18 protein-coding genes are annotated in these 20,719 nt (G+C 70.5%); 8 read left to right on the top strand and 10 right to left on the bottom strand.

Features of this window, described 5'->3' with window-relative positions; translation table 11 throughout:
- The first annotated feature begins 3 nt into the window (after positions 1 to 3).
- From F0344_RS26570 to F0344_RS26545, 6 genes are all read left to right on the top strand, one after another.
- The gene (locus tag F0344_RS26570; protein WP_185301168.1) at positions 4 to 4,332 is read left to right on the top strand and encodes an alpha-(1->3)-arabinofuranosyltransferase domain-containing protein; all 4,329 of its coding nucleotides are present in this window, start codon (positions 4 to 6) and stop codon (positions 4,330 to 4,332) included.
- Positions 4,329 to 5,768 carry a condensation protein gene (locus F0344_RS26565; RefSeq protein WP_185301167.1) on the top strand — a complete coding sequence of 480 codons (1,440 nt, stop codon included), beginning with the start codon at positions 4,329 to 4,331 and terminating at the stop codon, positions 5,766 to 5,768. Before F0344_RS26570 ends, F0344_RS26565 begins: the two co-directional genes overlap by 4 nt.
- Positions 5,765 to 6,556, top strand: a complete 792-nt coding sequence (locus tag F0344_RS26560) for a class I SAM-dependent methyltransferase (RefSeq protein ID WP_185301166.1) — start codon at positions 5,765 to 5,767, stop codon at positions 6,554 to 6,556. The genes F0344_RS26565 and F0344_RS26560 overlap by 4 nt, the downstream gene beginning before the upstream one ends.
- A 3-nt stretch (positions 6,557 to 6,559) precedes the next feature.
- Positions 6,560 to 7,471, top strand: coding sequence for a DMT family transporter (locus F0344_RS26555; RefSeq protein ID WP_185301165.1), 912 nt, complete (start codon positions 6,560 to 6,562; stop codon positions 7,469 to 7,471).
- Positions 7,461 to 7,664 (top strand): Trm112 family protein, encoded by a 204-nt coding sequence (locus F0344_RS26550; protein WP_185301164.1) that lies wholly within the window; start codon positions 7,461 to 7,463, stop codon positions 7,662 to 7,664. The genes F0344_RS26555 and F0344_RS26550 overlap by 11 nt, the downstream gene beginning before the upstream one ends.
- 358 nt (positions 7,665 to 8,022) lie before the next feature.
- Entirely contained in the window at positions 8,023 to 8,442 is a 420-nt protein-coding gene (locus tag F0344_RS26545) for a lytic transglycosylase domain-containing protein (RefSeq protein ID WP_185302904.1), read from the top strand.
- Positions 8,443 to 8,528: 86 nt separating this feature from the next.
- Here the strand turns inward: F0344_RS26545 and F0344_RS26540 are convergent, their stop codons facing one another.
- Entirely contained in the window at positions 8,529 to 8,765 is a 237-nt protein-coding gene (locus tag F0344_RS26540; protein ID WP_258050302.1) for an SDR family oxidoreductase, read from the bottom strand.
- Between F0344_RS26540 and F0344_RS26535 the strand changes: the two genes are divergently transcribed.
- A complete protein-coding gene (locus F0344_RS26535; RefSeq protein WP_258050301.1) occupies positions 8,688 to 9,308 on the top strand; it encodes a DUF5753 domain-containing protein in 621 nt (206 codons plus the stop codon). The two genes, F0344_RS26540 and F0344_RS26535, sit on opposite strands and share 78 nt — an antisense overlap.
- On the opposite strand, the gene F0344_RS26530 is transcribed toward F0344_RS26535, so the two are convergent.
- Positions 9,296 to 10,465 carry a steroid 3-ketoacyl-CoA thiolase gene (locus tag F0344_RS26530; protein WP_185301162.1) on the bottom strand — a complete coding sequence of 390 codons (1,170 nt, stop codon included), beginning with the start codon at positions 10,463 to 10,465 and terminating at the stop codon, positions 9,296 to 9,298. The genes F0344_RS26535 and F0344_RS26530 overlap by 13 nt on opposite strands.
- 285 nt (positions 10,466 to 10,750) lie before the next feature.
- Between F0344_RS26530 and F0344_RS26525 the strand changes: the two genes are divergently transcribed.
- Positions 10,751 to 12,001, top strand: a complete 1,251-nt coding sequence (locus F0344_RS26525; RefSeq protein ID WP_185301161.1) for a cytochrome P450 — start codon at positions 10,751 to 10,753, stop codon at positions 11,999 to 12,001.
- 62 nt (positions 12,002 to 12,063) lie between these two features.
- On the opposite strand, the gene F0344_RS26520 is transcribed toward F0344_RS26525, so the two are convergent.
- The 8 genes from F0344_RS26520 to F0344_RS26485 form a co-directional block, all read right to left on the bottom strand.
- Positions 12,064 to 13,206, bottom strand: coding sequence for a Fic family protein (locus F0344_RS26520; RefSeq protein WP_185301160.1), 1,143 nt, complete (start codon positions 13,204 to 13,206; stop codon positions 12,064 to 12,066).
- Positions 13,207 to 13,572: 366 nt separating this feature from the next.
- Entirely contained in the window at positions 13,573 to 14,277 is a 705-nt protein-coding gene (locus tag F0344_RS26515; protein ID WP_185301159.1) for a GntR family transcriptional regulator, read from the bottom strand.
- Positions 14,278 to 14,323: 46 nt separating this feature from the next.
- Positions 14,324 to 15,703: an aldehyde dehydrogenase family protein gene (locus tag F0344_RS26510; protein ID WP_185301158.1), complete on the bottom strand. Its 1,380-nt coding sequence runs from the start codon at positions 15,701 to 15,703 to the stop codon at positions 14,324 to 14,326.
- The gene (locus F0344_RS26505) at positions 15,700 to 16,704 is read right to left on the bottom strand and encodes a proline racemase family protein (protein ID WP_185301157.1); all 1,005 of its coding nucleotides are present in this window, start codon (positions 16,702 to 16,704) and stop codon (positions 15,700 to 15,702) included. Before F0344_RS26505 ends, F0344_RS26510 begins: the two co-directional genes overlap by 4 nt.
- A 32-nt stretch (positions 16,705 to 16,736) precedes the next feature.
- Positions 16,737 to 17,642 (bottom strand): dihydrodipicolinate synthase family protein, encoded by a 906-nt coding sequence (locus F0344_RS26500; protein ID WP_185301156.1) that lies wholly within the window; start codon positions 17,640 to 17,642, stop codon positions 16,737 to 16,739.
- 90 nt (positions 17,643 to 17,732) lie between these two features.
- Positions 17,733 to 19,208 (bottom strand): FAD/NAD(P)-dependent oxidoreductase, encoded by a 1,476-nt coding sequence (locus F0344_RS26495; protein ID WP_185301155.1) that lies wholly within the window; start codon positions 19,206 to 19,208, stop codon positions 17,733 to 17,735.
- Positions 19,189 to 19,503 (bottom strand): (2Fe-2S)-binding protein, encoded by a 315-nt coding sequence (locus F0344_RS26490; protein WP_185301154.1) that lies wholly within the window; start codon positions 19,501 to 19,503, stop codon positions 19,189 to 19,191. Before F0344_RS26490 ends, F0344_RS26495 begins: the two co-directional genes overlap by 20 nt.
- A 27-nt stretch (positions 19,504 to 19,530) precedes the next feature.
- Positions 19,531 to 20,685 (bottom strand): NAD(P)/FAD-dependent oxidoreductase, encoded by a 1,155-nt coding sequence (locus tag F0344_RS26485; protein WP_185301153.1) that lies wholly within the window; start codon positions 20,683 to 20,685, stop codon positions 19,531 to 19,533.
- Between the last annotated feature and the right edge of the window lie 34 nt (positions 20,686 to 20,719).

Raw genomic sequence — 20,719 nt, 5'->3', positions numbered from 1 at the left:
GTCATGACCAGTACGGTCCAGGCGCCCACCCGGGCGCCGCAGCCCGGCCCGACGCCGCCCGAGGCGCCGGAGGGCCCACGCGGACGACGCCTGATGTTCGGCTTCTGGGCCGTCGTGCTGGTGTCCTTCCTCGCGGTGTCACCGGGGAAGATGACGTTCGAGACCAAGCTGGGCGTCGCCCTGGACCCCTGGCGCTTCCTCGGCGACCTCGGTTCGCTGTGGAACGGCGACGTGGGCTTCGGCGGCATCGCCAACCAGTACGTCGGCTACGCCTTCCCGGCGCTCCCCTACTACGCGCTCATGGACACGCTGCACGTCCCGGTGTGGCTGGCCGAACGGCTCTGGCTGTCCATCATCGTGACCGCCGCCTTCTGGGGTGCGCTCAGGCTCGCCGAACGGCTGCGCGTGGGTACGCCCTCGACCCGGCTGCTCGGTGCGGTGGTGTACGCGCTGTGGCCCACCTTCACGATCGTCATCGGTTCGACCTCCGCCGCCGCGCTGCCCGGTGCCCTGCTGCCCTGGGTCCTGCTGCCGCTGACCTCAACGGTGCTGAGCCCCCGTAAGGCCGCCGCGCGGTCGGCCCTGCTGATCCCCTTCATGGGTGGCGTGAACGCCGCCTCGACACTGGCCTCGCTCCTGCCCGTGGGTCTGTATCTGCTCAGCCGCCCGGCCGGACGGCGGCGGCGCGCACTGCTGGGCTGGTGGATACCGGGCGTGCTGCTGGCCACCCTGTGGTGGGTGGTGCCGCTGCTCCTGCTCGGCATGCACGGCGAGAACTTCATGGCGTACGTGGAGCAGGCCGACACCACCACCGCCACCATGTCCGCGACCGAGCTGCTGCGCGGCGCCGGCAACTGGGTGGCGTATCTGAACTTCGGTGAGGCCTGGCTGCCGGCCGGCTGGACCGTCGCCGCCTCCGTCCTGACGATCCTGGGTTCGGCGTTCGCCGCGGCCCTGGGTCTCGCGGGCCTGGCCCGCCGGGACCTGCCCGAGCGACGCTGGCTGCTCATGACCGTGCTGGCGGTCGTCCTGATCGCGCTGGCCGGGTACGGCGGCGCCTTCGGCGGTCCGTTCCACGGTGTTGTGCAGGACTGGCTGAACGGGTCGTTGAAGCCCTTCCGCAACATCTACAAGTTCCAGCCGGGACTGGCCCTCGCGCTCGCTCTCGGCCTGGCCCACCTGACCGCGGTGCTCTCCGCGAGCAGAGCTCCCCGCGCGCTCCCCGGCCGCCGTTGGGTGCCCGCGGTGGCGGCGGTACTGGTGTTGCCCGGCCTGGCCCTGCCGTACGTCAACGGCTCGATCCTGCAGCCCGGCGCCTTCACCAAGCTGCCCACCCACTGGGAGAAGGCCGCCGGCTGGCTCAAGGACAACGCCCAGGACAGCCGGGCGATGGTCGTCCCGGCGACGGCGCACGGCATCTACACCTGGGGTTCCCCGATCGACCAGCCGTTCGACGTACTGGCCGAGACGGCCTGGGCACAGCGTGACTTCGTGCCCTTCGGCGCGCCCGGTTCACGCCGTGCGACGGACGCCGTCGAGCAGGCGCTGCTGTCCGGCACCGAGGTTCCGGGCCTCCAGGCCTTCCTGGCACGAGCCGGCCTGCACGAGGTGGTCGTACGCAACGACCTGGACCCCGACCAGATCGGTTACGTCCCGCCGCAGACCGTGAAGCGGACCTTGGAGTCGTCCGGCTACGGCAAGGTCGCCGGATTCGGTCCGCTGGTGACCGGCGGTCGTATCGCCGCCGGCACCCCGCTGCAGGTGCAGGGGCTCGTTCCGCGGCTCCAGGCCGTGGAGATCTACCGCCCGCAGGACCGCGAGGGCCGTCCCGGCAAGGTCGGTGTGTCGGCCGCGTCCGACACGGCCGTGGTCAGTGGCGGACCCGAGTCGCTGCTCCAGCTGTCGGCCGATCCCTCCATGGCCGACCGGCCGGCCGTGCTGGCCGGGGACCGTCTTCCCGAGGGTGTCACCGCACCGGTGAAGGCCGTCGCGGACGGACTGCGCCGCGCCGACACCCGCTTCGGCCTGGTCAACAACAACACCTCGTACACGTACACCGAGAACGAGCGCAATCACTCCGACAGCCTGCAGAACCCGGGCGAGAAGCCCAAGCAGATCCTGCCGTCGGAGGGCGCCGGTCACCAGACGACGGCCGAACTGCGCGGTGCGGAGTCCGTGACGGCCTCCAGCAGTGGCAACTGGCTGTTCCACCAGCCGCAGTACGACCCGGTGAACGCCTTCGACGGCAACCCGGACACGGCATGGGCCGAGGGCAGCCCGGGTGAGCCGGCCGGTCAGTGGCTCAAGGTTCACTTCTCTCAGCCGACCGACATCCCCTCCTCCATCCAGCTGACGCCGCTGCGGGGCGACGGCACTCGATCCGCGCCCACGCGGGTGCGGATAGAGACCGACCAGGGTTCGGCCGACAGCCCGCTGCAGACGAACGGCTCGCCGCAGACCGTCAAGGCACCCGTCGGCGATGCCTCCTGGATGAAGATCACCGTTCTTGCCGCGCAGCAGGGCGGGCCGGGCCTGGCCGGGGCCGGCTTCTCCGAGGTGTCGATCCCGGACGTGCAGGTGACGCGCATGCTGGCGCTGCCCGCCGACGCGAGCGACACCGAGGCGGCGGCGACCGTGTACTCCCTGCACCGCGGTACCGACGCGGGCGGCTTGTCGCCCGTATCGGCCGAGGTGGGACTGCACCGGCAGATCAGCACCAAGGACGCGGCCGAGTACCAGGTGTCGGCGCGAGCCGTCGCCGTACCCGGCGCCCGCATGGACGAACTGCTCGACCGCTCGGCTCCGGGATCGAAGAACCGGGTGACGGCCTCCGTGGATTCCACCAGCCGCAGCGGCATGTCACTCAGCGCGCGCAACCTGGTCGACGGTGACCTGACGACCGCCTGGATCGCGGGTGACCGGCCGGTCGTCCACCTGAGCTGGCCCAAGAAGGAGAAGATCGACGAGATCGTCCTCGCACCGGCCGGCGGGGTGTCCACCCGGCCCGAGCAGGTGCTGATCAGTTCGCCGCACGGCGCCGCGACGGCTGACGTGGACGAGAACGGCCGGGCCCGTTTCCCGGAGATCGAGACGAACCAGCTCGACATCACCATCAGCCGGGTAGCCCCGCTCACCGTCCACAACCCGGTGGCGGAGGCGGAGTTGCAGCTGCCCGTCGGGCTCAGTGAGGTCCATGTTCCGGCGCTGGCCGATCTGCGGGTGCCCCGTGCCAAGCCGTCCGCGCGCTTCTCGCTTCCGTGCGGCCAGGGCCCGGACCTCGCGGTCGGCGGCGTCCTGCACAAGACGAAGGCCTCCGGATCCGTCCGGGACCTCACCGAGCGGCGTCCCGTCACCGTCGCACTCTGCGCGGGAGAGGAAGAGGACGGCACCCTGGACCTTCCGGCCGGAAAGCACGAGGTGGAGGCGGATGACGCGGGCCCACTGGCGATCACCGACGTCACGCTGACCCGGGGCACCCCGCAGGAGATCGCGGGAGCGGCGGGCCGTGAGGCCGACGTCACCAAGTGGACCGACGACAGCCGGACCGTCTCGGTTTCGGCCGGCTCGGGCGAGGCCGCGTACCTGCAGACCTACGAGAACGCCAACGACGGCTGGAAGGCCACGCTGGACGGCGCGGAGCTGGAGTCGGTGCGGCTCGACGGCTGGCAGCAGGCGTGGGTGATCCCGGCCGGGGCGTCCGGCACGGTGAACCTGGAGTTCGAGCCCTCCGGTCCGTACCGGGCCGCCCTGATCGGCGGTGCGATCGCGCTCGCCGCGCTGGTCGCACTGGCCTTCGCGGGCCGCAGGCGCAACGCCGGTGGACCCACCGGCCTTTACGAGGAGCTGCCCGAACCGGCGGCCCCCGGGATGCTGCTCGGGACACTGGCGCTGACCGCCGTCGTCGCGGTGGCGGCCGGTCCGCTGGCCCTGGTGGTGCCCGTACTCGCCGTGGCGGCAAGGTTCCGGCCGGCCGTCCTGGTGCCGACCGCCGCGGCGGCGATGGCCGGAGCGGGTATCGCCGCGGCCATCGGCGCCGGGGAGCCGGCCGCCGCCGGGCAAGGCGCGTTCAGCGCCTTCGCCCAGGTACTGGCACTGGTGGCCCTGTCCGCCGCCTTGGTGACGGCGGTACGCCCGGGGTCCACGGCCGGGCGGGGAGACGACAGCGGTGCCGAGGCGCCGGAAGGCGACAGCGGTGCCGACGCGCCGGAACGCGACAGCGGTGCCGACGCACCCGTGGCAGGACCGGTGGTCACGGCCCGGCAGGGAAGCACGGGCGCCGGGGACCGGACTGAGCAGCTCCCTGGGCACCAAGGAGGCGGTGGCCCGTCATGACCTCGTCGCGAACCGCCGGGTGGGGGTCCTCACCCCCACCCGGCGGGGTCCGGATTCCCTTTCCGGTGACCGATGAGGTGTCCCGGCACTGCCTCAGTGACGACGAGCCGGACACCGTACACATCGAGGTCCATCTGCCCGGACGGCTGGACCCGGAACGGTTGCGGACCGCGTTCCGGCGGGCCCTGCTGACACACCCCCGGGTACTGATGCGGGAAGTGCCCGGCCGCCGGCTCCGGCAGTCCTTCGCGTGGGAGCTGACCGGCGAACCGGAGTGCGATCCGGTGAGCTTCCCCAGGCCGGGACCCGAGGCGCTGGGCCGTGCCCGCGCCCGGGCCCTGGGGGAATGCCCGTCATTGGCCCTGTCGCCGCCGATGCGCCTGGAAGTCATCGAGGGGGACGGGGGAACCGCCGTCGGTGAGCCGCCGGAGGCGGACGGCCCGGAGGCGACCCGGACGGTGCTGCTGCTGACGATGCATCACACCGCTCTCGACGCGGGGTCCGGACTACGGGTCCTCGCCACGACCGCGGAACAGTACGGCGGCTCGGCCGCTCTCCCCGTCGCCGGGCCGGTCCGGCAGGGCCCCCCGGGTCCGGCCGCGACCGGCGGCGCGGACCGTGCGGTGCGGTCGCGGCCCGTGCGGGTCGCGCCGGACTCCCGCCCCGGACCGGAGCGCGCCCGCGCCATGGGCAACGGCATGCTGCAGGCGGAATTGCCCGTTCCGCCCGCGGCGGGCCGGACCGGCGGGCTCGCGTCGTGGACCGTCAACGATCAACTGCTGGTCGCCGCGTCACTGATGGTGGGCCGCTGGAACGTCTCCCAGGGCCGGCCCGCCGGTCCGGTGCGGATCACGATGCCCGTCGACGACCGTCCGCGCGGCAGAGACATGCCGATGGGGAACGGAACCCGGCTCGTCGAAGTGGCCATGACCCCCGAGGACCCGCACGACCTGGACCTGCTGTTCGGTGAGCGGCCGGACCCGGCGGCCGTGGCCCGACTGCTGCGCGCCACCGCTCGGCGCACCCGCGCGCTCAAGTCGGCCCACGGTGCGCCGCTGGGCTTCGGGGCGAACCTGCTGACCGCGCCCTTTCTGCCGGTCGGAATCCGGGGCACGCTCACCCGTGGCGCCCGGCGGGCCGCGGCCCCCTGGACGTCTACGGTGCTGGTCACCAATGTCGGGCGCGTTCCCTACGCGCTGGACTTCGGCGACGCCGGGCGGGCGAAGGCCGTGTGGTTCTCCGCACCGGCCCGGATGCCGCGCGGGCTGAGCGTTGCGGCGGCTTCCACCGGCGGGCGGCTGCATGTGACGCTGCGCTGGTCGCGGGCGCTGCTGGGCGACACGGCGGGCGCGGACCTGGCCGGCTTGTTCGCGCAGTCGCTTTCGGCCACATCGCAGGTCACCCACCCCGAAAAGGACTCTGCGAGGCCGTCATGACCCTCTCCCCCCACTGCTCAGCCGCCAGGAACTCGGCGGAGCCGACCGTACCTTCGCCGGCCCCGTCCGCTCCCGGGCTGCGGGACTTCTACGAGGACCCCGCCGTCCCCGTCGCCTCCGGCGAGGCCCGTACGCTGCGCCAGGCCCGGATGCTCGCCGAGGCCCTCGGGCCCGTCAGCGCCGGCCGTCCGGCCGCGACCGTGCTCGACGTGGGCTGCGGTGACGGCTCGGCCGCCGCGATCGCCGCCCGAGAACTGAACGGGCACCGCGTCGTGGGAGTCGACTGGTCGCAGGGCGCGCTGCTCCGGGCGGCGCCGCGCCTGAGCCAGGTCGTCCGCGGTGAACTGACGGACGGCGGGCTGCCGTTCGCCTCCGGAAGCGCTGACGCCGTGCTCTTCAGCGAGGTCGTCGAGCATCTCGTCGACCCCGACAGCGCCCTCGACGAACTGCACCGCGTGCTGCGGCCAGGTGGGCATCTGATGCTCTCCACCCCCAACCTCGCCGCCTGGTACAACCGCGGACTCCTGCTCGCCGGAGTCCAGCCGGTGTTCTCCGAGGTGAGTCTGCGCCACATCCACGGCAGGCCGGGCAGCCAGGTGGTCGGCCATCTGCGCCTTTACACGGCACGCGCGTTGCGCGAGTTCGTGGCGGCGTGCGGGTTCGAGGTGGTGAAGGTCGCCGGTGCACCGTTCCACGGAGTGCCGCGCCCGCTCCGGACTCTGGACCGGATGGCCTGCCGGCTGCCGTCCCTCGCGTCCATCCTCCTTGTGCACGCGAGAAAGGTGTAGCCCGTGGTGTGGGGAGTAGCCGCCGCGCTGGTGGCGAACGTGCTCTACAGCACCGGCTTCGTCCTGGAGAAGCGTGCGCTGGCCGGCATGCCGGCGCTGAGTGCGGCACAGCCGGGCCGGGCCCTGCTCCTGCTGGCCCGCCGGCCCCTGTGGATCTGCGGGGCCATGGCGCTCGCCCTGGGGTTCGGCGCCCAACTGGCCGTCTACCGCTCCCTGCCGATCGCCGCCGCCCAGGGTCTGTTCCTTTCCGGTCTCGTCCTCCTGCTGGTGCTCTCGTCGGTGGTGCTCGGTGAGCGCCCCTCCGGCCGTGAGCGGCGCGCGGTGGCGGTCATCGGGCTGGCACTGGTCATGGTGGTGTCCTCTCTGTACGGGAGCGAGGAGGAGGTCAGCCGCAGCGCGCCCGCGGGCATCCTGCTGGCACTGTGCGTGCCGACACTCGCGGCCGGACTGGCCCTGTACGCGGCTGCGGAACGCCGCGCCCGCCGGCGTCACCGGCAGCCGACCACCGGAGTGGCGTACGCGGTGGCGATCGGTCTGCTCTACGGGGTCAGCTCGCTCGCCATCAAGGGAGTCTCCGGACACGTGGACACCGCAGACCTCAAGGGCTCCGTGGCGGGCCTGTTCGCCAGCCCCTACCCGTACCTTCTGCTGGTCACAGGGTTCAGCGGACTGGTGCTGTCGCAGACCGCACTGCAGCGCTGCCGGGCGTCCCTGATCGTCCCGGTGTGCTCGACGGTGACCTGTGTGTTCACCATCGTCAGCGGCACGATCGCGTTCGACGAGCCGCTGCCGGAGGACCCACTGCGGCTGTTACTGCGCATCGGCGGCACCGTGCTGGCCCTGACGGTCCTGCTCACCCTGCCGCGACACGACACGGACACCCCCACATCGAAGGAAGCCGGCCATGAAGCCTGACAACCCGCTGCTGAAGATCCTCGCCTGTCCGCTCGACAAGGGTCCGCTGATCCTCGAAGAGAACGGCGACGCTCTCTACAACCCGCGCCTGCGACGCCGCTATCCGATCGTCGACGGCATCCCGCAACTGCTCCCCTCCTCCGGCGAGCCCGTCGCCGATCAGGAACAGGACCGCCTGCTGGACTCCGCCTGACACCCGAGCGAGCGCCCGCCCCCACCTCCGAGGCCCAGGTCACATTCGAGGTCCCGAAGGGGTGAAGGATGCCACAGGCCCTTGGTCCTCCACGACCGGCGTTAGTAGCCCCGGAACCACGCCCGCGCCTCCCTGGCCCGCCCCCGGCTCGGGACTTCGGACCCTTCCTCCGAGGCGGGGCCGTACTCGGGGTCGTTGCGGAGGCCGGTCGGGCTCGCTGACAATGGATCACGTCGCCGGACACCGCGGACCCCGTACGAACGGGTCACGGTCGACGAGTACCGGTCCCGCACCACTCGGACCGGCCGCGACTCCCCCGTTCCCGACGTGAGGTCTCTACGTGTCGTTCGCCCGTCGCATGCTCGCCCAGCCCCGCTCCGCCCGCCGTAAGGCCGCCGCCGCCGGCGCGACCGTACTGTTGGGCGCCACCGGTCTGGCCCTGGCCGTCACCCCGGCGACGGCCGCCCCGGCCGCTGCCCCGACGACCGCCGCGAGCGCCCAGGCCACGGCGAAGAAGATGATCGACGACAACGCCCAGTACACGTGCTTCGACAAGATCGTCGATCACGAGAGCGACTGGGACGTCAACGCGTCCAACGCCTCCTCGGGCGCCTACGGCCTGGTCCAGGCCCTGCCCGGCTCGAAGATGGCCTCGGCGGGCTCGGACTGGCAGACCAACGCCAAGACCCAGATCGAGTGGGGCGTCGACTACATGGAGGACCGCTACGGCAGCCCGTGCGGCGCCTGGGACTTCTGGCAGTCCAACGGCTGGTACTGACCCACAGCCCAAAACTCACACGAGGTCCCCGACCGGACAACTCCGGTCGGGGACCTCGTGGCGCCGGGCCCTTCGCGTCGGCTTGTTCAGGCACCGACGGCCGTGAACCCACCGTCGACATGGATGACCTGACCCGTGATGGCGTGCGAGTCGTCACCGAGGAGGAAGGCCACCGTGTCCGCGACGGACGTGGCGTCGGAGGTATCCCATCCCAGCGGTGCCCGCTCCGGCCAGAGCTTTGCAAGCTGATCGAAGCCGGGGATCGACTTACCGGCCATCGTCGTGATGGGGCCCGAGTCCGTTCTGTTGAGCTGCGCCGCAATCGGCGTCGGCTCTTCACCAGGCCGAACCCCGTTGAATTCGAGTTCATCTTCAGCGAAGCTGCTCCGACCCAGCGCGCCGGCGGCAGAAGCATCATGCTGGAGCAGCTCGACTCACTGATCGAGGATGAAGCCCTCCACGCCATCAGCCTGCGAGTCGTACCCTTCACAGCTCCCGTTCCACCGACACACCCGCTGCATCTCCTGGAGTTCGGCGGGGCAGACGAGAAGCCCCTCACCGCGTTCGATTCCATGACGGGAATGACGTTCCAGAAGCGTCCCAGGGATGTCCGCGAGAATAGGTACTACATCGAGGCGATGCGCCAACTGGCGCTCAACACGGTGGAGTCGAGGGCAATGATTGAGACTGGCGGCTCAGCAGATGGCCGATCAGGACATTCGCCCCGACTCCGGTTCGCGCTCCTGACCTTCGCCGGAAGCCCGGCCGCACCTCCCGGACGCGCCGCCGTTCCCCTCCCCGGGAGGGACGGCGGCGCGTCCGTCGGTGCTCCCTGCCCGGGACCGGGGCGGTCTCAGAGCCGCTGAATGATCGTCCCCGTGGCCAGCGCGCCGCCCGCGCACATCGTGATGAGCGCGAACTCCTTGTCCCGGCGCTCCAGTTCGTGCAGGGCCGTGGTGATGAGCCGGGCACCCGTGGCGCCGACCGGATGGCCGAGGGCGATCGCTCCGCCGTTCACGTTGACCTTCTCCAGGTCCTGGCCGAACACCTGCGCCCAGCTCAACACCACCGAGGCGAAGGCCTCGTTGATCTCGACGAGGTCGATGTCCTTCAGGGACATGCCCGCCTTGCCAAGGACCGCGCGGGTCGCGTCGATCGGGCCGTCGAGGTGGAAGTGCGGGTCCGAGCCGACCAGGGCCTGGGCGACGATCCGGGCGCGCGGCTTGAGCTTGAGGGCGCGCGCCATGCGCTTGGACGCCCACATGATGGCGCAGGCACCGTCGGATATCTGCGAGGCGTTGCCCGCCGTGTGGATCGCGGTCGGCATGACCGGCTTGAGGCCGCCGAGGCCCTCCATGGTGGTGTCCCGCAGCCCCTCGTCACGGTCGACGAGCCGCCACATGCCCTGCCCCGCGGCCTGTTCCTCCTCGGTGGTGGGCACCTGGACCGCGTACGTCTCGCGCTTGAAGCGTTCCTCGGCCCAGGCCTCCGCCGCCCGCTCCTGCGAGAGCAGGCCCAGCGAGTCGACGTTCTCGCGGGAGAGGCCACGTTTCCGGGCGATGCGTTCGGCGGCCTCGAACTGGTTGGGCAGGTCCACGTTCCACTCGTCCGGCCAGGGCTTGCCCGGCCCGTGCTTGGAGCCGCTGCCCAGCGGCACGCGCGACATCGCCTCGACGCCGCAGCTGATGCCGACGTCGATGACCCCGGCCGCGACCATGTTGGCGACCATGTGCGATGCCTGTTGCGAGGAGCCGCACTGGCAGTCCACGGTGGTGGCGGCGGTCTCGTAGGGGAGGCCCACGGCCAGCCACGCGTTGCGCGCCGGGTTCATGGACTGTTCGCCGGCGTGGGTGACCGTACCGCCGACGATCTGCTCGACGCAGTCGGCGTGAATCCCGGTGCGGCCCAGCAGTTCACGGTAGGTCTCGCCCAGCAGATAGGCGGGATGCAGATTGGCGAGCGCGCCCCCGCGCTTGCCGATGGGGGTGCGTACGGCTTCGACGATGACGGGTTCCGCGGCCATGAGCTCGTCCTCTCCTCGCACTTCCGCTGGGGCGTCCCGGCACCCACGGAAGGAACTAGTACGCGTTCTAGTTCTGTAGCAGTCTTATGACCCTTACCCCGGGTACGCAAGGGGCGTGCACCCACCTTGCGCACGCGGCACGCACTCCGTTACGCGCGGCGTACCGTGCTGGGCAACAGATCCGGCCACGGCTCTTGCGATTTGTAGAACTCGTTACTACCTTTCGGGCAACTTCTGATGGGCCGTCAGACAGTTCGCTGCCAGACCTGGAGTGGAGAGGTGCCCATGCGCTGCCCCCATCTGCCCGAAGGGTTCGACTTCACCGATCCCGACCTGCTCCAAGCCCGGGTGCCGCACCCGGAGTTCACCGAGATGCGGGAGACCGCACCGGTCTGGTGGTGCGCCCAGCCCGCCGGGATCTCCGGCTTCGACGACGAGGGCTACTGGGCCGTCACGCGCCACGCGGACGTCAGATACGTCTCCACCCACCCGGAACTCTTCTCCTCGAACACCAACACCGCGGTCATCCGCTTCAACGAGACGATCAGCCGTGACCAGATCGAGGTCCAGAAGCTGATCATGCTGAACATGGACCCGCCCGAGCACACCCGGGTCCGCCAGATCGTCCAGCGCGGCTTCACGCCCCGCGCGATACGTTCCCTGGAGCAGGCCCTGCACAACCGCGCCCGCTCGATCGCCGAGACCGCCCTCGCCGCCGTGGACGAGAACGGCTCGTTCGACTTCGTGACCGACATCGCCGTCGAACTACCCCTCCAGGCCATCGCCGAACTCATCGGCGTGCCCCAGGAGGACCGGTCCAAGATCTTCGACTGGTCCAACAAGATGGCCGCGTACGACGATCCCGAGTACGCGATCACCGAGGAGGTCGGCACCGAGGCGGCCATGGAGATCGTCTCCTACGCCATGAACCTGGCTGCGGCGCGCAAGGAGTGCCCGGCCAAGGACATCGTGTCCCAGCTCGTCGCGGCGGAAGGCGAAGGGAACCTCTCCGGCGACGAGTTCGGCTTCTTCGTGATCCTGCTCGCCGTCGCCGGCAACGAGACCACCCGTAATGCCATCAGCCACGGGATGCACGCCTTCCTCACCCACCCCGAGCAGTGGGAGCTGTACAAGCGCGAGCGCCCGGCCACGACCGCCGAGGAGGTCGTCCGCTGGGCGACCCCCGTGGTCTCCTTCCAGCGCACCGCGACGCAGGACCTGGAGCTCGGCGGGCAGCGGATCAAGAAGGGGGACCGGGTCGGGCTGTTCTACTCCTCCGCCAACAACGACCCCGAGGTCTTCGATCACCCCGAGCGCTTCGACATCTCCCGCGATCCGAACCCGCATCTCGGGTTCGGCGGCGGCGGCCCGCACTTCTGCCTGGGCAAGTCCCTGGCCGTGATGGAGATCAACCTGATCTTCAACGCCGTCGCCGACGTGCTGCCGGACCTGCGTCTGGTGAGCGAGCCACGGCGGCTGCGCTCGGCCTGGCTCAACGGCATCAAGCAGTTGCAGGTCAGCACCGGCAGGCTCTAGTGTCCACGAAGCGTGAGCGAGCACAGGACCCTCAACCCTAAAAGGACTTGCGACCTGCTGCACTAGGCAGCGGTGTAGGGGTTGATGATGCGGTGTGGGCGGCGGGCGGTCGCAACGACGTGCTGGGGGAACTGCGGACCCGCGACGTAGTGGCGGCCCTTGGTCTGCCCGACCGCGGTCAGCACTCCGGCCTTCGTCAATGCCTGCAGGTCCCGGGTCGCCTGCTGGGTGTTGATCGCTTCCTGCCGTTCGTAGCGCGAGCGTCGTACCCGGTTCACCATGGCCACCTCGTGCAGAGCGGTGACCTGCCGCTCGCTGATTCCGTGCGCCTCGGCATGCTGCATCAGCTCGAGCCACACCTGGTTGGAGCGGTCGACCCGGTACTGCACCCGCTGCGTCTGCTCGTGGTAGGCGCGCAGGTTGAACTTGATCCAGGGCAGGGTGTCGCGCTCGGGTGAGTACACCGGGCCGCCGACTTCCCGCAGCACCTTGTAGTACTCCCAGGTGTTGCCGGGCATTCCGAGCCACTCCTCGATCGAGGAGAACTCGGATGCCAGGACGCCGCCGCGGGCGATCAGGAGAGTCTGCAGGGAGCGGGACATGCGGCCGTTTCCGTCGGACCACGGGTGGATCTTCACCAGGTTCAGGTGCGCCATCGCCGCCCTGATCAGGAAATGCCCCTCGGTGTCGCCGTCGTTGAGCCAGTCCACCAGCTCGGCCATCAGGTCCGGCACCAGCTCGGGATCCGGGCCGTCGTAGTCGGTGGCGAGCTCATCCCCGGGCACGGTGATCCGGATCGAAGTCTTGCGCCACTGCCCGGCGGTGCGCTGCGGGTGGTGGTGGCCCTGCAGCATCCAGTGCAGAGCGTTCAGCAGTTCTTTGCTGTACCGGAAGTCCTCGACGTCGTGGAGCGACTGGATGTAGGTCATCGCCTGTTGGTAGGCGAGGGTCTCCGCCTTGTTTTCCTCGCTGGCGTCTACCTCGCGTTCGCCGTCCATCAGGTCTGCTACGTCCTCGGCGTCGACCTGGTAGCCCTCGATGGTGTTCGACGCCGCGATCGCACTAGCGGTCAGCGCCTTGCGTAGATCCTGTGTCCACTTCATCGGCGCGTGTTGCACCGCGTCACGCAGCCGCTCGCGCAGGCCGTCGACCTCTTCCAGGACCTTGATGTCGGAAGTGTCGAGGGCGGGAGTCTCATACAGCATGATTCAATGATACCAGCTAACTATCATTCGAGGGCCTGCGGCTTTGGTGGCTGCTCGGCTGGTTTCACATCGTCGGCCGGTAGGGCCTTGGGTCCTGGAGAGAGACCAGGAGCCGGAACCGGCAAAAGGCCCGGTCGCCACCTGGATCACCGACTTCTACAACGTCCGTCGGCTATATAGCGTGTGCGACTCCAAGAGCCCGATCGACCACGAACGCAAGTACGGGGCCGGCCTCGCCGCGGGTGGCTGCATATCGTCAATCAGCCGGTCGTCCGCAGACTTCGACGGAGCCGCTTCAGACTGCTCGACGGACGCGGCCTCGGTCACGTTCTCACTGGTCATCGGCGCATCTTCCTTGATCAGGAGTCACACCGATGGTTTACAGTCCCCGTCTTCGGCGGAGGAGTTGCCGCTGCTCGCCCACAGAGAACGGATGTGACCCAGGTGTCTGCCCATGCACTCCTCCGCCCCCTTGTCGTCACCGGCGAGCATCAGGTCGAGGATCTCCAGGTGCTCCTCTGCCGAGGGGATCAGCTCGTCTCTGTGGTCCAGCGCGGTGAGACCGTAGAGGCGGGAGCGACTGCGCAGCTCGCTCACGGTTTCGACAAGGCGGTCGTTTCCGGCGAGGGCGAGCAGTGACAGGTGGAACTGCCGGTCGGCCTCCAGGTACCCGATGAGATCGTGGTCGCGCGCCGCCCGCACGATCTCCCGGGCGACCGGGCGCAGCCCCTCCAGCGCCTGGCGGGTGGCGATGCGGGTGAGGCGCCCGACCGTGGGGATCTCGAGCAGTGCGCGAATCTCGGTGTACTGATCGAGATCGCTCTCGCTCAGCTCGGTGACCCTGAAGCCCTTGTTCCGGACCGGCTCGACCAGGCCCTCACGGGCCAGGTCGAGCATCGCCTCGCGGACCGGGGTAGCCGAGATACCGAAGTCCTCGGCGAGGGTGGGGGCCGAATACACCACACCGGGTCGCAGCTCACCGGAGATCAGGGCGGCCCGCAGAGCGTTGCCGACCTGGTCCCGCAGTCGCTCGCGGGTGGCATTGAGGTCGCGGCGCTTCAGATGGCCCATCGCAGCGGTAGTCCCTTCGGGCTGACAGGACCACCACCGTACAATGTCACGTTGCCCGGGCAGGCGACAGGGTGTAGGTACGGCTGGAGGTGTAGAACTCCAAAGCCGCCCCGCCTTGTTCACGGGCCCCGTGGCTGGAACCCTTGGCGCCTCCGAAGGGCACGTGGAAGTCCACGCCGGTGGACGGGGCGTTGATCCGGATCATCCCGGTGTCGAGACGATCCAGGCCGCCCAGCGCCGTGTCCAGGCCGGCGGTGTGTACCGAGGTGACCAATCCGTACGGCACGGCGTTCGTGATCCGCACCGCGTGAGCGAGGTCATCGGCTGGCAGCAAGGAGGCGACAGGCCCGAAGATCTCTTCGCGGAGCAGGCGGTGCCCCGGGGGGATCTTCTCGAGCAGCGTGGGGGCCGCGTACCAGCCGGGCTGGTCGGGCACGGTGCCGCCGGCCAGCGCGGACAGGCCGTACCAGGCCTCGCTGACCCGATCTCGGGCGTGTTGGTCGATGAGTGGCCCGCTCACCGTCGCCGCGTCGGCCGGATCGCCGACCGGAATGGCCCTGAGCGCCGCGGAGAGCGCTTCGCGTAGGGGATTGAGGGCCGCACCGACTGCGATAACTCTGCTGGTAGCAGTGCACTTCTGACCAGCGTACCCGGCGATGGACGCGGCGATATGCGTCGCGGCCTGCTCGATCTCGGCGTCCGGCAAGACGATCGCCGCGTTCAGGCCGCCCATTTCCGCCTGGACCGGAACGCCTCGGCTTGTGGCGGCGCGCGCGACGGCCTGGCCCACGATCGTCGAGCCGGTGAAGGAAACGACGTCAGCGGAGAAGACGAGCGCGTTACCTTCCGTCGAGCCACCGGGCACGCAGATGAACGCACCTGGGGGAAGGGCGTTCTCAATGATTCCGGCCAGGCGTTGCGCGCAGGCGGTTGCCTCGGGGGCCGGCTTGAGGACGACCGTGTTGCCCGCCGCAAGAGCTGGCGCGGCTTTCCAGCTCGGAATGGCGAAAGGGAAATTCCAGGGCGTGATCAGCCCGGCGACGCCGTGCGGGCGGCGTCGGGTGAGCAGCAGGCCGGGGCCTGTGGCCGTCTCGTGCACGGCACCCACGGGGTCATACGGCGCCTGCGCGTAGTAGCGCCAGATGGCAGCCGTGCGGGCGACCTCGGCCCGGGCTTCGACAAGAGGCTTTCCCACCTCCCGGACGGCGAGCGCGGTCAGTTCGACTGCCGCGGCGTCGATGGCATCGGCTATTGCGGCCAAGGCGGCCGACCGGGCGGCCGCCCCACAGAGCAGCCATCCGGCCTGGGCGTCGCGGGCCCGCTCCACCGCCTCCGCCATCGCGAAGGCCCCTGTTGCCGGAACCTGAAGGAGCACGTCGGACGGGTCAGCGGGATTGCGGGAAGTGACGAGGGATACGGCGCTCATAGGAGGAAACCTCCAGGGAAGGGGTCGTCCGGGTCGAGGAAGTACTGGGCGGTGCCGGTGATCCAGGCGCGTCCGGTGACGGTCGGTACGACAGCGGGCACGGAACTGACCACGGTCTCCTCGGTCAGGCGCCCGATGAAGCGGGTGCCGATGAAGGACTCGTTGATGAAGTCCTGGCCGAGAGGCAGCTGTTCGCGCGCGTGCAGTTGAGCCATCCGGGCCGAGGTACCTGTTCCGCAGGGGGAGCGGTCGAACCAGCCCGGGTGGATGGCCATCGCGTGCCGCGAGTGCCGTGCGTCGGAACCGGGAGCAGCGAGGTACACATGCTTGACTCCGGCGATCTCCGGCTGCTCAGGATGCACCGGCCGCTCCGGTGAGGCGTTGATCGCGTCCATGACGGCCAGCCCGGCGGCCAGCAGGTCGTCCTTGCGGGCACGGTCGAAGGGCAGGTGCAGTGCGTCGAGGTCGACGAAGGCGTAGAAGTTGCCGCCGAACGCGAGGTCGTAGGTCACCGTTCCGTAGCCGGGTACCGGCACTTCGCGATCCAGAGCGGAGCAGAACGCGGGCACGTTGGTGAACGTGACCGCCTTGGCCGCACCGCCCACCACCTGTACTTCGGCGGTCACCAGACCCGCCGGTGTGTCGAGCCGCACCGTGGTGACCGGTTCGCTCACCGGCACCATGCCGGTCTCCACCAGGACGGTGGCGACCCCGATCGTGCCGTGTCCGCACATCGGAAGCAGCCCGGAGACCTCGATGTAGAGGACGCCGTAGTCGGCGTCAGGCCGGGTGGGTGGCTGGAGGATCGCGCCGCTCATGGAGGCGTGGCCACGCGGCTCGTACATCAGGAGCGTACGGAGGTGGTCCATGTGCTCGCCGAAGTACATTCGCCGCTCGGCCATCGTGGCGCCGGGAATGACCCCGACGCCACCGGTGATGACGCGCGTGGGCATGCCTTCGGTGTGCGAGTCAACGGCATGGAAGACATGGCGCGTACGCACGGGTTTTCCTTTCGTTCGGTCGGGTGGTCCGGTCAGTGGTGGCCGTCGGCCACCGCCTTCTCGGTGGCGGTCCGCACCGCCGCTTCGATCTCCTCGGTGAGCGGGGAACGCGGCGGTCGCGTGGGCCCGCCCGGTCGGCCGACGATGTCCATGGACAGCTTGATGGACTGGACGAACTCGGTCTTGGAATCCCAGCGCAGCAGTGAGTGCAACGACGTGTAGAGAGGTAGCGCTGTGGACACGTCTCCCGCGACAGCGGCGTGGTACAGCGCGGCACAGCTGGTGGGGAAGGCGTTGGGGTACCCGGCGATCCAGCCGACGGCACCGGCGAGGGCGAGTTCGAGCAGGACGTCGTCGGCGCCGATCAGCAGATCGAGTCCGGGGGCGAGTTCCGCGATCTCGTACGCCCTGCGGACGTCACCCGTGAACTCCTTCACGGCGACGATGCTGCCGTCCTGGTGCAGCTGGGCCAGCACATCGGGGGTGAGGTCGACCTTGGTGTCGATCGGGTTGTTGTAGGCGACCACCGGGACCCCGGCCTTGGCGACTTCGGCGTAGTGGGCGCGTACGGCCGGCACGTCGGCGCGGTAGGCGTTCGGCGGCAGGACGAGCACCGAGCCGCAGCCTTCCTCGGCCGCTTGCTCCGTCCAGCGACGTGCTTCGGCGCTGCCGTAGGCGGAGACGCCCGGCATGACCCGCGCGCCGCCGGCCGCCTCGACCGCGGTCCGCACCACGCGGGCCCGCTCCTCGTCGGAGAGGGTCTGGTATTCACCGAGCGAGCCGTTGGGCACCACCCCGTCGCAGCCGTTGGCGATCAGCCACCGGACGTGCTCGGCATAGGCGTCGTAGTCGACGGAGAGGTCTTCACGCAGAGGCAGGACGGTGGCGACCACGATGCCGCGCCAGGGGCGGGCACTGTTCCAGGCCGTGGTGCTCATGTGGCAAGAACCTTTCTGTGGATGTGACATCGGTCGGACGCCGCACGCGTTCGCCTGCGGTCGCCCGTGGGCGCTGGGACGGCATCGGGCTCAGGTCGAAGGCCGGTAGCTCGGCGCTCCGGCCGGTTTGCCATCGGGGTCGTCGAGGCCGGCGAGGACGGCGAGCGGTACCGGCACGGCCAACGGACGGCGTTCGACCGGCAGTCCGTCGGCTCGGCCGCAGGCTGCGAGGCAGGCGACCGCCGCGCCGCACATGCGGCCCTGACACCAGCCCATGCCGGCCCGGGTAAGCAGTTTCACGGTGCGTGCGTCCCGAGCTCCGAGATCCTCGACCGCCTCGCGGATCCGCCCCGCGGTGACCTCCTCGCAGCGGCACACCTCGGTCTCGTCCGTCAGCCAGCGCGACCACCCCGGGCCGGGCGCGTGGGCGGCGGCCATCACGTCGACGAAGGCACGCATCCGGTCCCTGCGGCGTTGGAGTGCCCGGACGCGGCCACTGGGGGCAAGGCGTCCCAGGAGCCGCGCGGCGGCGGCGATCCCCGCGAGTTCTCCTTCGGTGCGGGCCAGGGCCGCGCCGCCGACTCCTCCGGTCTCGCCCGCGGCCCACAAGCCCCGTACCGAGGTCTCCTGAAGGCGGTCCACGGCCAGGGCGCGGGTGCCGTCGGGCAGTGACCGGGAGGCGCAGCCGAGGGTCGTTGCCAGTTCGATCTGGGGCATGAGACCGTGCCCGACGGCCAGCGCGTCGCACTGGATGCGGCGCCCCGCCCCCTGTGCGGGGCGCCAGTTCTTGTCGAGTCGGGTGACGGTGACAGCTTCCACCCGGTCGGTGCCGTGGACCTCGGTGACCGCGCTGCGCATCCGCACCCGTACCCGGTGCCGCAGCAGCGCGGTGCCATGGACCAGCGCCTCGGCTGACTTGTGCGGGTTCGTGACGAGTGCCCGGGGGTGCCGGGCGTAGCGCAGGTAGCCGGACGCCTCGACCACGGCGGGCACCCTCGCGCCGGCAGCCGCCAGCGCGGAAGCGACCGCGAGCAGCAGAGGGCCGCTTCCCGCCACGACGATCCGCCGGCCCGGCAGTACCAGCCCGGACTTGAGCATGGCCTGCGCTCCCCCGGCGGCCACGACTCCCGGAAGAGTCCAGCCGGGAATGGGAAGGTGGCGTTCGTAGGCTCCGGTGGCAAGCAGCACAGCACGGGCCCGCAGCCGCACCGGCCGCCCATCGCCGCCGTCGGCCCCGGTGACCGCGTGCACCGCCCACGTCGCGCCGACGTCCGCGCTCTCGTTCGTCACGCTCCACACGTGATGACCGGGGAGGTGACGGATCCTGCTCTGTGCCAGTCGCCCGCGCAGGTCGGCGTAGCCGGACCAGTCATGGTGCAGGGCCTCGGGCCGGACGGCTCCCAGGGCGGGATGCGGAGTGCGGTAGAACTGCCCGCCGGTGTGTGCGGAAGCATCCAGCAGGGCGACTTTCAGCCCCATGTCGGCGGCGGCGACGGCGCCCGCGAGGCCGGCGGGTCCCGCACCGATCACCGCGAGATCGTACGGTTCAGACCCCGAGACCGGCACGGCCGTGTCCTTCCTGTGTGGTGATCGCGTCTCCCGGCCGGGCCGGGACCAGGCAGGCTCGTCGGTTGGGTTCTCCGTTGACGGTGGCCAGGCAGTCGTAGCACTGGCCGATGCCACAGAACGCGCCCCGCGGGCGCCCGGCGTTGCGCGTGGTACGCCACGCGAGAATCCCGGCCGCCCACAGTGCGGCGGCGACCGACTGGCCGGGCAGGGCCGTCACGGGGCGGCCGTCGAACGTGATCCGGAACGGTGGACCAGGCTGGGCGCCGACCAGGTCGGCAGGGGTGCGGGCCACGGGCCCTCCTTTCGGTGCGGGGCGGCTTCAGGCAGCCGAAGCGAAACGGTCCGGCCTGAATGGAGCGATGTCGAGCGGAGGCTCGCGGCCGGTCACGGACCGAGCGACGATCAGACCGGTGGCGGGGGCCAGCCCGATGCCGGCGCCCTCGTGGCCACAGGCGTGCAGCAGACCGGGAACCCGAGAGTCGGGGCCGATGGCGGGCAGGTGGTCCGGCAGGTACGGGCGAAACCCCATGTACGTGCGCACCGCCCGGACATCGGCCAGCACCGGGAAGAGGGCGGTGGCCTGGGTCGCCAGGCGTCTGAGCGCCTCGACCGAGAGCGTGCGGTCGAAGCCGACCCGCTCCCGGGTGGCCCCGATCAGGACCGGTCCCGCCGGAGTGCCCTCCACCACCGCCGAGCTCTGCAGCTCGGCGGAGCCGCTGGCCACGTCGGCGACATAGTCGGCGGCGTACACCTTGTGGCGCACCACGCGCGGCAGCGGCTCGGTGACCAGGACGAAACCCCTGCGGGGCCGTACGGGAAGTCCTCCGCCGACATCGCGGGCGAGGTCGCCTCCCCAGGTCCCGGCCGCGTTCACGACGTACGGGGCATGGAGTTCCCCTGCCGCTGTGCGCACTCCTCGGATCTCCCCGGAGGCACCGACGAGCAAGCCGGTGACCTCTTCGCCGAGGCGCAGCCGGATCCGGTCGCCACCCGCGCGCAGCAGATGGGCGGCTGCGAGCGCCGGCATGACCTGCGCGTCCTGGGCGTAGTGGAGGCCGCCCGCCAGGCCGGAGGCGAGGTGCGGCTCCAGGTCGTGCAGCCGGTCGGCGGGGACCTCCTCCGCGGTGACACCCGCCGTCCGCTGCCGGGACGCGAAGTCCTTCAGCGTGGCCAGGCCGGCCTCGTCAGAGGCGACGACCAGTCCGCCCTTGGGCTCGTATTCGATCCCCTGCGGCAGTTCCTCGGCCAGCTCCCGCCACATCCGGGTCGACAGCAGAGCCAGTTCCAGCTCGGGCCCCGGCTCCTTGTCTGAGACCAGGAGGTTGCCCTCGCCGGCACCCGTGGTTCCGCCTGCGACGGAGATACGGTCCAGCACTGTGACGCGCAGCCCGGACCGGGCGGCGTAGTAGGCGCAGGCCGCGCCGACCACTCCCGCGCCGACGACGATGAGGTCTGCCGAGTTCCTTGTGAGCACCCCAGTAATATTTCACATTGCACTGCCCCTCCAC

Origin of the sequence: Streptomyces finlayi (genome assembly GCF_014216315.1) — a bacterium.
Taxonomy (GTDB): domain Bacteria; phylum Actinomycetota; class Actinomycetes; order Streptomycetales; family Streptomycetaceae; genus Streptomyces; species Streptomyces finlayi_A.
The sequence above is the reverse complement of the archived record's forward strand: the minus strand, read 5'-3'. Positions and strand labels throughout refer to the sequence as shown.